This is a genomic window from Chryseobacterium sp. IHB B 17019, from assembly GCF_001456155.1.
In the GTDB taxonomy this organism is placed as follows: Bacteria; Bacteroidota; Bacteroidia; order Flavobacteriales; family Weeksellaceae; genus Chryseobacterium.
Map to the genome: position 1 here is coordinate 3255038 of NZ_CP013293.1, position 11913 is coordinate 3266950.

An 11913-nucleotide genomic window follows, 5' to 3' on the forward strand; every position below is an offset into this window, starting at 1 on the left:
TAAAATGAAATTATTGTTTGTTAGTTAACTCAGTATTTAGTCTAGCGATTGTTTTTCTCAAATCTCTGATTTGGATCGGGTTTTCAATTGGGCTGATTGCATGAGCCAATTTCAATTTAGAATATTGAGCTTTTGCTTCAGTTAATTGAGCTTGAATATCACCCGCGCTTAAATTTTTAATATCAGCTTTTTTCATTGTATACAAAGATTAAAGAGGTTTAACAAAATCGTTAGCAACTATGAATTTGGTAACTACCGGTAATTTTTGTGCTGCAAGTCTAAGGGCTTCTTTCGCTACTTCGTAAGGTACACCTCCTACTTCAAACATAATTTTACCAGGTTTTACTACAGCTACCCAATATTCCACGGCACCTTTACCTTTACCCATCCTTACTTCGGCTGGTTTCTTAGTAATTGGCTTATCCGGGAAGATTTTGATCCATAGCTGACCTTCTCTCTTCATATATCTTGTAGCAGCAATACGCGCAGCTTCAATTTGTCTTGCAGTGATCCAAGCACCTTCTGTCGCCTTGATCCCGAAAGTTCCATAAGCAAGTTGACTACCTCTTTGGGCAATCCCCTTCATTTTCATCTTATGAACTCTACGGAACTTGGTTCTTTTTGGTTGTAACATAATTTCTAAATTTTAGATTTTAGATTTTAGATTTTAGATTTTTTTTATTTTAAAAAAGTAACGGTAATTTAAAATTCAAAATTTCTATCTAAAATTTTTAATTATTATTGTTATTATTATTGTTATTTTTTCTAGGTCTTCTGTTGTCTCTGTCTCCTCCTCTGTTGTTTCTGTCTCTATCTCCTGACTGACCTCCTTTTTTCTGTTGTCCCACTAGTGGAGAAAGTTCTCTTTTACCGTAAACTTCACCTTTCATGATCCAAACTTTTACACCTAGCTTTCCGTACTGAGTTAATGCCTCACCGATGTGGTAATCGATATCTGCTCTGAAAGTAGACAAAGGAATTCTTCCGTCTTTGAAAGATTCTGATCTTGCCATTTCAGCTCCGTTCAATCTACCAGAGATCTGAACTTTGATACCTTCTGCACCCATTCTCATTGTACCTGCCATAGCCATCTTCACAGCTCTTCTGTAAGAGATTCTGTTTTCGATTTGCTTAGCAATGCTATCAGCAACTAATACTGCATCTAGCTCAGGTCTTTTGATTTCGAAGATGTTGATTTGAATATCCTTTTTAGTCAATTTCTTCAACTCTTCTTTTAATTTATCAACTTCCTGACCTCCTTTACCGATGATAAGTCCCGGTCTAGCAGTAGTGATCGTAACTGTTACTAATTTTAATGTTCTTTCAATATAAATTCTTGAAATCCCACCTTTAGATAATCTAGCTTCAAGGTATCTTCTGATTTTGTAGTCTTCCGCGATTCTGTCTCCATAATCGTTTCCGCCAAACCAGTTAGAATCCCATCCTCTGATGATACCTAATCTGTTACCAATTGGATTTGTCTTCTGTCCCATACCTTGATTAATTTTCTTTATTACCTAAGATTAACGTAACGTGGTTTGATCTTTTTCTGATTCTGTACCCTCTACCTTGTGGAGCTGGTCTTAGTCTCTTCAATTGTCTTGCGCTATCCACGAAGATTTCTTTAATGATAAGGTTTGCTTCTTCGATATCCGCACCTTCATTTTTAGTCTGCCAGTTTGCCATAGCAGAAAGAAGTAATTTCTCCAACTTGTTAGAGGCTTCTTTTTTAGAATATTTTAGGATATAAAGAGCTTTATCTACCTGCTCTCCTCTAATGATATCAGCAACTAATCTCATTTTTCTTGGAGAAGACGGGCAATTATTTAATGAAGCTTTTACAACGTCTTTGTTAGCTTCTTTTCTTGCGATTGAACTATCTTGTTTTCTTGATCCCATGATTATCTGCTTCCTTTATTTTTGTTACCACCATGACCTCTGAAAGATCTTGTTGGAGAAAATTCGCCTAACTTGTGACCTACCATGTTTTCTGTAACGTAAACAGGAATAAAAGATTTTCCGTTGTGTACAGCGATAGTTTGTCCTACGAAGTCCGGAGAGATCATCGATGCTCTAGACCAAGTTTTGATAACTGTCTTCTTACCAGACTCTACATTTGCCTGAACCTTCTTATCTAAAGTATGATGAATGAATGGTCCTTTTTTAAGTGATCTTGCCATAATTATTTTCTTTTAGATACGATGTAACGGTTAGACACTTTGTTTTTCTTTCTAGTTTTGTAACCTTTAGCTGGCATACCGTTTCTAGATCTTGGGTGACCTCCGGAAGAACGTCCTTCACCACCTCCCATTGGGTGATCTACAGGGTTCATTACTACTGGTCTTGTTCTAGGTCTTCTACCTAACCATCTGCTTCTACCAGCCTTACCTGATACAGTTAATTGATGATCTGAGTTAGAAACCGAACCGATCATTGCCATACATTCAGTAAGGATCATTCTTGATTCTCCTGAAGGCAATTTGATGATTGCATATTTTCCGTCTCTTGAAGTAAGTTGAGCTGAAGAACCAGCACTTCTTGCTAAAATAGCACCTTGTCCAGGCTTCATTTCAACACAAGAGATTACAGTACCCAATGGAATATTTTTCAATTTCATTGCGTTACCAATATTTGGTTCTACGCTTTCACCTGAAACTACTTTCTGATCTACTTTGATACCATTTGGAGCGATGATATATCTCTTTTCTCCGTCAGCATATTCTAATAAAGCGATAAATGCAGTTCTGTTTGGATCGTATTCTACAGTTTTTACAGTTGCTTCAACGTTTGCTTTGTTTCTTTTGAAGTCAATAATTCTGTATTTCTTTTTGTGTCCACCTCCGGTGTAACGCATGGTCATTTTACCAGTTTGGTTACGTCCACCTGACTTACTAATACCAACGGTAAGAGATTTCTCTGGTTTGTTGGTAGTAATTTCCTCAAAATTGTTTACAACTCTGAATCTCTGTCCTGGGGTGATAGGTTTTAATTTTCTAACAGACATTACTATTATTTATAATTAATAATTAATTTACAGCAAAAATATCGATAACCTCACCTTCAGCAAGTTTGATTACCGCTTTTTTCAATTTGTTTGTCTTTCCTACTTGAAGACCTTTTTTAGTGTATTTCGAAGAAACCCTCGGAGCATAAATCATTGTATTAACGTCTGCTACTTTTACACCGTAAGCCGCTTCTACAGCTTTCTTAATCTGGATTTTATTCGCCTTAGGATCTACTAAGAAAGAATAAGAACCTCTTAAATCTGTAAGGTAATTAGCCTTTTCTGAGATAACTGGTTTAATAATAACTGACATGACTTATTTCTTTAAATTTTCCTGGAATTTTTCAACTGCACCTTCTAAGAAAACGATCTCACCTGCATTGATTAAGTCATAAGAAGAAATTTCGTTGAATTTCATTACTTTAGTCTTAGGTAAGTTTCTTGAAGATAAATACACATTCTTGTTAGTATCAGGAAGAATGAACAAAGACTTCTTATCGTTCAATGCCAATGCATTAAGGATAGTGATGAAATCTTTAGTTTTAGGAGCAGCAATGCTCAATCCTTCCACGATTCTGATGCTGTTGTCTCTCATTTTCTGAGAAAGAACAGATTTTTTAGCTAATCTCTTAAGAGCTTTGTTCAATTTGAATCTGTAGTCTCTTGGCTTAGGTCCGAATACTCTACCTCCACCTCTGAAAGTTGGAGATTTAATATCACCATATCTAGCAGATCCTGATCCTTTTTGCTTCTTAAGCTTTTTAGTAGAAGCAGTAATTTCGCTTCTTTCTTTTGATTTATGAGTTCCTTGTCTCTGTGCAGCAAGGTACTGTTTTACTTCTAAGTAAACCGCGTGCTTGTTTGGCTCAATTCCGAATACTGATTCGTCTAGAGTTACTTTTTTTCCGGTCTCCTTTCCTGATGTATTTAATACTACTAGTTCCATTTTCTGATAATTACATAAGAATTTTTAGCTCCCGGAACAGCACCTTTTACTACTAAAAGATTTTGTTCTTGATCCACTTTTAATACTTGAAGGTTTTGAACAGTTACCTGCTTACCTCCCATTCTTCCAGCCATTCTCATCCCTTTGAATACTCTTGAAGGGTCTGATCCAGCACCGATAGAACCTGGAGCTCTAAGTCTGTTGTGCTGTCCATGAGTTGCCTGCATTACACCTCCAAATCCGTGTCTTTTTACAACACCTTGGAAACCTTTACCTTTAGAAGTACCTGTTACGTCAACATACTCACCTTCAGCGAATAGATCAACTTTTACTTCTTCTCCTACTTTTACTTCATCAACGAATTCTCTGTAGAATTCCACTAATTTAGCTTTAGGAGCAGAACCAGCCTTTTTAAAATGGCCAGCTAACGCTTTACCAACGTTCTTCTCACTCTTGTCATCGAAACCCAATTGAACTGACTTGTAGCCGTCCTTTTCTATGGTTCTGACCTGTAAAACCGAGCACGGACCAGCTTGAATAACTGTACAAGGAATGTTTTTTCCTTCTTCGTTAAACAAAGACGTCATACCGATTTTTTTACCAATAATACCTGACATTGTTTATATTATAATAAAATTTATCCTTTATTTATCTTCATTTTAAAAGGGTTTGGAGTAATTTCTACTTTTGATATAGGCATACTACACCCCTAAAATGAGTGTGCAAATTTATGAATATTTTTATAACTGACAAATATTTACTGCAAAATATTTTGATTTTTAATCATTTAGATGATTTTGGGAAATATCAGGCGAAATTTCCCACGAAAATTTTTGAATTATGAAAAATTTAAAAATGAATTGACAATTATTTAACAATGACACTTACCCCTGCCTCCTCGAGTTTATTTTTATCTTCCTCCAAAATATCATTATCCGTAATCAGATAATCTATTTTGTCTAAAGGCGCTATTTTCCCGAAACCTTTTTTATTAAGCTTGGTGGAATCTGCGAGGATGACAACCTTATCAGAACAATCAATCATCATTTGGTTCAGATGAGCTTCCGCAGCGTTGGAAGTACTGATCCCGAATTCCATATCGATACCGTCTACACCAAGAAACAATTTATTACAGGAAAACTGCTTCAAGATTGTTTCGGAAATAGAGCCCACAATAGAGGTTGAACTTTTCCTTACTTCGCCTCCCAATTGTATAATATTAATATTAGGATTATTGCAAAGCTCAATCGCAACCCGCAAAGAAGACGTAAGAACCGTCAGCGGACCGAAATTCACCAGCATTCTCGCAAGATAGTGCATCGTCGTTCCCGAAGCCAGGATAATACAGTCGTTTTCCTTAATCAGGGATAAAGCCGCTTTGGCTATACTTTGTTTCGCTTCTACATTAATATTTTCTTTTTCGTCAACGTTCTTTTCGTATGCATATCTCATATGTTTGCTTGCACCTCCATGGTTTCGGAAAAGCAAGCCTAAACTTTCGAGATAGTTCAAATCCTTTCGGATCGTAACTGACGAAACATTAAATTTTTCACATAAATCCTGAACAAGCACATAATCTTTTTCATCCAACTCCTTCAATATATCATTATGTCTTGCCAGTAATTTTTCCATGTTCTTAATTTTATCAAAAATAGCAATTTTATTTTGATTCGAAAAATTTCATTTATTTTCTTTTTACTTTCGTTTTTAATTTATACATTTGAAAACGAAACATAACGAAATATTATGAAACGAAATGAAGAACTCAGCAAACTATCCACTGTCAAAGAATGGGACTTTATTGTCATTGGTGGTGGAGCGAGCGGTTTAGGTTCAGCATTGGATGCGGTAAGCAGAGGTTTTAAAACAGTATTGCTGGAATCTCATGATTTCGCAAAAGCAACATCCAGCAGAAGCACGAAATTAGTTCATGGAGGAGTAAGATACCTGGCGCAGGGCGATATCGGCCTTGTAAAAGAAGCCTTAAAGGAAAGAGGTTTATTGGCGAAAAATGCGGCCCATGTTGTAAAAAATCAGTCTTTTATTATCCCCAACTACACTTGGTGGGGTGGGATTTATTATAAAATAGGACTGTCTGTCTATGACTTCCTTGCCGGAAAATTAAGCTTAGGCAGAACAAAATATATCAGCAAATCCAAAACAATTGAGAAACTCCCGACCATTGAGCAGAAAAACCTTGCCAGCGGAGTCGTTTATCAGGATGGGCAGTTTGATGATGCAAGATTGGCAATTAACCTGGCTCAAACCATTATTGAAAAAGGAGGAAGCGCTATTAATTATGTTAAGGTTATTAATTTAATTAAAAATGAATCCAATAAGATAACCGGTGTTGTCGTGGAAGATCAATTCACGAAACAGCAATATAATATCTATGCAAAAGTCGTTATCAATGCAACAGGGGTTTTCACCAATGATATTTTAAATATGAATAATCCCAAGCATGGAAAATACGTTGTTCCTAGCCAGGGAATCCATTTGGTTTTAGACAAATCATTCTTAAAAAGTGACGATGCGATCATGATTCCCAAAACTTCAGACGGCAGAGTGTTGTTTGTCGTCCCGTGGCATGACAGGGCTTTGGTAGGTACAACCGATACTTTATTGGAAAACGAAAGTTTTGAGCCCCGCGCTTTGGAAGAGGAAATTAATTTCGTTTTAAATACAGCAAGACAATATTTAAGCAAAAAGCCGACCCGGGAAGATGTAAAATCAGTTTTCGCAGGACTAAGGCCTTTAGCAGCACCAAAAGACGGGAGCAAAAACACAAAAGAAGTATCCAGAAGCCATAAAGTAGTAACATCCGAAACGGGATTAATCTCAATTATAGGGGGAAAATGGACTACCTATCGGAAAATGGCGGAAGACACCATCAATGAAGCCATGAAGTTCCACAAATTAGGAAACACTACTTCCAAGACACAAAACATGTCTGTTCATGGAAATGTAAGAGCTGAAACCGTTGACAGAACAAACCATCTGTACGTTTACGGTTCCGATATTCCGAAGATAAAAGCTTTACAGCACAACAATCCTGAATATGCTGAAAAAATACATTCTGACCATCCGTTTACTGTTGCCGAAGCAGTTTGGGCCATTCAAAATGAAATGGCAGAAACCATTGAAGATATTCTGGCCAGAAGAGTTCGTCTCCTGTTTTTAGATGCCAGAGCTGCAATAGACAGTGCACATACAATTGCATTAATTATCGCAAAAGAAAACGGACATTCAGCAGAATGGGCCAATGAACAGGCAAAAGAATTTATCGAACTCGCAAAAGGATATTTACTAACACCTTATTCCCCGAAATCAATCAACCTTAATTAATATTACACAATGAGTGAAAAGCTGATTCTCGCTCTAGATCAAGGTACAACCTCGTCAAGAGCCATTTTATTCAACCGTAATGGAGAAATTGAATACATCTCCCAGAAACCTTTCGAACAGATCTATCCTACTCCGGGCTGGGTAGAGCATGATCCTAATGAAATATGGTCTTCACAGATTTCCGTAGCTGCAGAAGTAATTGCCAAAGCAGGAATCTCAGGCAGAGAAGTAGCTGCAATAGGAATTACCAATCAACGTGAAACTACCGTAGTTTGGGACAAAGAAACCGGCGACCCTGTTTACAATGCTATCGTATGGCAAGACAGAAGAACATCAAAATACTGTGATGAGCTAAAAGAACAAGGTCACGCTGAAAAGATTAAGGATAAAACAGGACTTGTTTTGGATGCCTATTTCTCTGCAACAAAACTGAAATGGATTCTTGATAATGTAGAAGGTGCAAGAGAAAAAGCTGAAGCCGGAAAATTGTGTTTCGGAACGGTGGATACCTGGCTTGTCTGGAAACTGACACGGGGAAAAATGTTTATCACCGATGTTTCGAATGCGAGCCGAACAATGCTTTTAAATATTCATACTTTGGAATGGGATGAAGAATTATTGAATTTATTTAATATTCCGAAAGCTATTCTTCCTGAAGTAAAACAAAGCAGTGAAATCTATGGTGAAACTTCCACTACCCTTTTCTCAACAAAAATCCCGATTTCCGGAATTGCGGGAGATCAGCAGGCTGCATTATTCGGACAGATGTGTACAACTCCGGGAATGGTAAAAAATACATACGGAACAGGGTGCTTCTTATTAATGAATACAGGAAAAGAAGCTGTTTCATCAAAAAATAACCTGCTGACAACCGTTGCATGGAAAATTAATGGAGAAGTGAATTATGCTCTGGAAGGAAGTGTATTTGTAGGCGGAGCAGCGATTCAATGGTTGAGAGATGGTCTTAAATTAATTAATTCTGCTGAAGAAATCAACACTTTGGCTCAAACTGTAGAAGACAATGGCGGCGTTTACTTTGTTCCTGCATTGACGGGCTTAGGCGCTCCATACTGGGATCAGTACGCTCGCGGAACCATCGTGGGCGTTACCCGCGGAACGACTAACGGGCATATTGCAAGAGCCACTTTGGAAGGAATTGCTTTCCAGGTGTATGATATTGTAAAATCAATGGAAGCAGACTCCGGAAAAAAGAGTCCGGAACTTAGAGTTGACGGTGGAGCTTCTGCGAGTGACATGCTGATGCAGATTCAATCCGATCTTTTCGGGTTTAAAATCACAAGACCAAAAACATTGGAAACGACTGCCCTAGGCGCAGCATATCTTGCCGGTCTTGCAGTAGGCTACTGGAAAAATATTGATGAAATCCAGTCTCAATGGATTGTAGATAAAGATTTCCATCCAAAAATGGAAAAAGAGAAAGTTGATAAAATGGTGAATACATGGAACAAAGCCGTTCAGCGTTCTCAAAACTGGATCGAAGATTAATACCTAAAAGTAAAAACACACAAAATTATGACTCCATTTATAGCAGAAGTGATTGGAACAATGCTTCTTATATTACTAGGAAACGGCGTGGTAGCCAACGTCGTTTTAAAAGATACAAAAGGTAACAATTCCGGATGGATAGTGATTACCACAGCCTGGGCATTGGCCGTTTTCGTGGGCGTTACAGTTGCCGGACCCATCAGCGGCGCGCACCTAAATCCGGCAGTAACGCTAGGTTTAGCCATCGCAGGAAAATTTTCATGGGATCTGGTTCCTCCTTATATTGCAGCTCAGATGATTGGTGCAATGCTCGGGGCTTTCCTTGTTTGGTTATTTAATAAAGACCATTTTGCCATCACAGAAGATGAAGGTGCAAAGCTGGCATGTTTCAGTACAGGTCCGGCGATCAGAAAACCACTTTCCAATCTTATCAGTGAAACAATCGGGACTTTCGTTCTTGTATTTGTTATTTTTTATTTTGCAGATCCAAGCATTAATTTAAACAATGACCCCACCGCAAAAATAGGATTAGGGACAGTAGGTGCATTACCCGTGACTTTACTGGTTTGGGCTATTGGTTTGTCGCTGGGCGGAACAACAGGTTATGCCATCAACCCGGCACGTGATTTAGGACCAAGAATCATGCATTCCATTCTTCCGGTAAAAGGGAACAGTGACTGGAGCTACGCATGGGTCCCTGTTGCAGGACCTATTTTAGGAGCAGCCATCGCAGCCATACTGCATGGAATATTAAGTTAATCGCAAACAGTTTACACAATGAAAAAACTCTTTTATATATGCCTGATTTTATTAGGCACAGGGAATCTTTTTGCCCAAGAAAATACAGAAAAGCAGGAAGACAACAGGCTGGATTTTACAGCAAATATTCAGAATAATCATCTATGGAGAGGATTAATTATAACAGATAAACCGGTTGTGATGGGAAATCTTTCCTATGCCTTAGATAAAGATAAAAAATGGAAAGTCGGTATTTGGGGAGCTTCTTCATTGACGGATGATAAAGATGGAACTCATTACAAAGAAATCAATTATTATGTTCAATATTCAGATGGGCGTTTTTATATTGGGTTGTGGGATCTTTTTAATTCCAGAAATATTAATACTGAAAAAGCGTCAGAGGATGTTTTCAATTATTCCAACAGGAGAACGGCACACATTATTGATTTAAGGACAAATTATACTTTCGGACCGTCTTTCCCGATCAATATTGAAGCAGACGTTATGCTTTACGGCGGTGCCAATGCCGGAGAGGTCGTTCTGAAAGAAGATGGAAACTACAAAAAGAACAAATATTCAACCTATATCCAGGCAAGCTATCCTGTAATCACAAACAAAAAAGTAAATCTGGATGCTTTTGTAGGAGCAGGATTCGCTTTGAATGATGCCGTTTCACTATACGGAAACGGGAAGAAAGGTTTTCAGGTAGTCAATATCGGATTAAAAGCAAGCAAAACAGTCAAAATTACAGAACACTACAGCTTACCGGTTTCCATGTCGGCGATGTGGAATCCAGCGCATAAATATGCAAGAGTACAGCTTGCTGCAACCGTATTTTAAAAACATTATTCAATCTTTTTTTAAGCCATTCTGTTTTAGGATGGCTTTTTTATTATTAAGACTCCGTCAATAAGCAATCACCGTAATTTTACGGTGTAATTTTCAATAAGAAATCTTTATTTTTGAGTAAATTTAGAATATGAAAAAAATCTTCACCTTATTTATCTTATGCGTTTGTATTCTTTCATTCGCACAGTCAAAAGCACCATTCACCGGAAAAAGAAGCTTCAACATTGAGCAGGGAGCAACTGGATCGGGAACTCCGTCTTATTATTTAAATGTGAAAAATAATAATGACGTTCATTTTGGTTTTATACAGATCAATCAGGCAGACGGAACGGAAACAAAAGAGGAAATTAATGCCGGAAAATACAATCCTAAGGTCATGAAAGTTCATTTTAAAACATACAATGAAACTTTTCATGTAAAATTCGATAAAGAAAGAATCTATCTTACCGACGAAAAAGGAAAAATAAAAAAATCAGATGACTGCTGCCCTGCTTCTGAAATGGCTGAGCTGAACTGCAGTTGCGAAAGCATATTATATAAGTAATGAAGCTTTTCCGATATGTATTCCTCTTTATTTTTCTGGTATCATGCAGCCCGAAAGAGAATCATTCCTACACTTTCTATTACTGGAAAACCAAGCTTTCTTTGAATCAGGGAGAAAAGAAGACATTAGATCAGGTCACTTTTCCTTATTTATATACCAGATTTTTTGATATAGATAAAATTGACGGAAAATTTCAACCGGTGGGAGTTATTACCAAAGACAAAAGTTTTGAAACCCAAAAACAAATAGTTCCGACTGTTTTTATCACCAACCGGACTTTTCTTTACATCAAAAAAGAAGAAATCACCTTTCTTGCGAAAAATATTTCAGATTTAATTCAGAAGAAAGTTTCAGAATTTGACTTAAAAACCAACAATGAAATTCAGATCGACTGCGACTGGACGGCCGGAACAAAGGATGATTATTTTAAATTTTTAAAAGAATTACAAAAAGTTTCAGGCAGAGAAGTTACCTGTACGCTTCGGCTTCATCAGGTAAAAGACAAAAACCAGACGGGAATTCCGCCTGTGAAGAAGGTTTATCTTATGTGTTATTCTACATCGTCACCGTTGGAAAACTCAGATAAAAATTCAATTCTTGACGTGAATACTCTGAAAAGTTACCTTTCAAAAGTCGATGAATATCCGATCAGGCAGATTGAAGTTGCCCTACCCATCTATTCCTGGGGAATTGTTACGAATTACCTCGGAAAACATAAGTTAATTAATGCTTTATCTAAAAATGACCTTCAAAATCCTAACTTTAAGATGATTTCAGAAAATGAGGCTGAGATCCGGAAAGACGGGTTTTATTTTGGAAATTATTTAAATAAAGGATTCAGAATAAAAATTGAAGAAATCTCGGATCAGCAATTGGAAGATGTTGTTGATTTTCTGCAGAAAAAAATACCACATTTTAATATTATTTATTATCAATTAGATAATAAATTTGTTACGGACCAAAATTTTACTCTGTAATTTT

General features: G+C 37.2%; 15 protein-coding genes and 1 pseudogene. 6 read left to right on the top strand and 10 right to left on the bottom strand.

Annotated elements, in window-relative coordinates; translation table 11 throughout:
• Positions 1–10: 10 nt before the first annotated feature.
• The 10 genes from rpmC to ATE47_RS15080 form a co-directional block, all read right to left on the bottom strand.
• Complete coding sequence (gene rpmC, locus ATE47_RS15035; RefSeq protein WP_027381309.1) at positions 11–196, bottom strand: 50S ribosomal protein L29; 186 nt, start codon at positions 194–196, stop codon at positions 11–13.
• A 12-nt stretch (positions 197–208) separates the two neighbouring features.
• Positions 209–634, bottom strand: a complete 426-nt coding sequence (gene rplP, locus ATE47_RS15040; RefSeq protein WP_062162723.1) for a 50S ribosomal protein L16 — start codon at positions 632–634, stop codon at positions 209–211.
• Positions 635–731: 97 nt separating this feature from the next.
• Positions 732–1493: a 30S ribosomal protein S3 gene (gene rpsC, locus ATE47_RS15045; RefSeq protein ID WP_062162724.1), complete on the bottom strand. Its 762-nt coding sequence runs from the start codon at positions 1491–1493 to the stop codon at positions 732–734.
• A 7-nt stretch (positions 1494–1500) separates the two neighbouring features.
• Positions 1501–1899, bottom strand: a complete 399-nt coding sequence (gene rplV / locus ATE47_RS15050; protein WP_027381306.1) for a 50S ribosomal protein L22 — start codon at positions 1897–1899, stop codon at positions 1501–1503.
• 2 nt (positions 1900–1901) lie between these two features.
• A complete protein-coding gene (rpsS, locus tag ATE47_RS15055) occupies positions 1902–2180 on the bottom strand; it encodes a 30S ribosomal protein S19 (RefSeq protein ID WP_055861765.1) in 279 nt (92 codons plus the stop codon).
• Positions 2181–2182: 2 nt separating this feature from the next.
• Positions 2183–3004, bottom strand: coding sequence for a 50S ribosomal protein L2 (gene rplB, locus ATE47_RS15060; protein WP_062162725.1), 822 nt, complete (start codon positions 3002–3004; stop codon positions 2183–2185).
• A gap of 22 nt (positions 3005–3026) precedes the next feature.
• A complete protein-coding gene (rplW, locus tag ATE47_RS15065) occupies positions 3027–3317 on the bottom strand; it encodes a 50S ribosomal protein L23 (RefSeq protein WP_062162726.1) in 291 nt (96 codons plus the stop codon).
• 3 nt (positions 3318–3320) lie between these two features.
• On the bottom strand, positions 3321–3950 hold the full coding sequence (gene rplD / locus ATE47_RS15070; RefSeq protein ID WP_062162727.1) for a 50S ribosomal protein L4: 630 nt from the start codon (positions 3948–3950) through the stop codon (positions 3321–3323).
• The gene (rplC, locus tag ATE47_RS15075; RefSeq protein WP_007839520.1) at positions 3941–4567 is read right to left on the bottom strand and encodes a 50S ribosomal protein L3; all 627 of its coding nucleotides are present in this window, start codon (positions 4565–4567) and stop codon (positions 3941–3943) included. The genes rplD and rplC overlap by 10 nt, the downstream gene beginning before the upstream one ends.
• Positions 4568–4817: 250 nt before the next feature.
• The gene (locus tag ATE47_RS15080) at positions 4818–5582 is read right to left on the bottom strand and encodes a DeoR/GlpR family DNA-binding transcription regulator (RefSeq protein WP_062162728.1); all 765 of its coding nucleotides are present in this window, start codon (positions 5580–5582) and stop codon (positions 4818–4820) included.
• Between the two features lie 114 nt (positions 5583–5696).
• Here ATE47_RS15080 and ATE47_RS15085 point away from each other — a divergent pair, with 114 nt between their 5' ends.
• The 6 genes and pseudogenes from ATE47_RS15085 to ATE47_RS15110 all read left to right on the top strand — a co-directional run bounded on the left by ATE47_RS15085 (position 5697) and on the right by ATE47_RS15110 (position 11909).
• Complete coding sequence (locus tag ATE47_RS15085) at positions 5697–7295, top strand: glycerol-3-phosphate dehydrogenase/oxidase (RefSeq protein ID WP_062162729.1); 1599 nt, start codon at positions 5697–5699, stop codon at positions 7293–7295.
• A 9-nt stretch (positions 7296–7304) separates the two neighbouring features.
• Positions 7305–8801, top strand: coding sequence for a glycerol kinase GlpK (gene glpK / locus ATE47_RS15090; RefSeq protein ID WP_062162730.1), 1497 nt, complete (start codon positions 7305–7307; stop codon positions 8799–8801).
• 21 nt (positions 8802–8822) lie between these two features.
• A pseudogene (locus tag ATE47_RS15095) lies at positions 8823–9560 on the top strand (MIP/aquaporin family protein); the annotation flags it as partial.
• 18 nt (positions 9561–9578) lie between these two features.
• Complete coding sequence (locus tag ATE47_RS15100; RefSeq protein ID WP_062162732.1) at positions 9579–10379, top strand: hypothetical protein; 801 nt, start codon at positions 9579–9581, stop codon at positions 10377–10379.
• 139 nt (positions 10380–10518) lie between these two features.
• Positions 10519–10932: a hypothetical protein gene (locus ATE47_RS15105; RefSeq protein ID WP_062162733.1), complete on the top strand. Its 414-nt coding sequence runs from the start codon at positions 10519–10521 to the stop codon at positions 10930–10932.
• Positions 10932–11909 carry a hypothetical protein gene (locus tag ATE47_RS15110; RefSeq protein WP_062162734.1) on the top strand — a complete coding sequence of 326 codons (978 nt, stop codon included), beginning with the start codon at positions 10932–10934 and terminating at the stop codon, positions 11907–11909. Before ATE47_RS15105 ends, ATE47_RS15110 begins: the two co-directional genes overlap by 1 nt.
• Positions 11910–11913 lie beyond the last annotated feature (4 nt).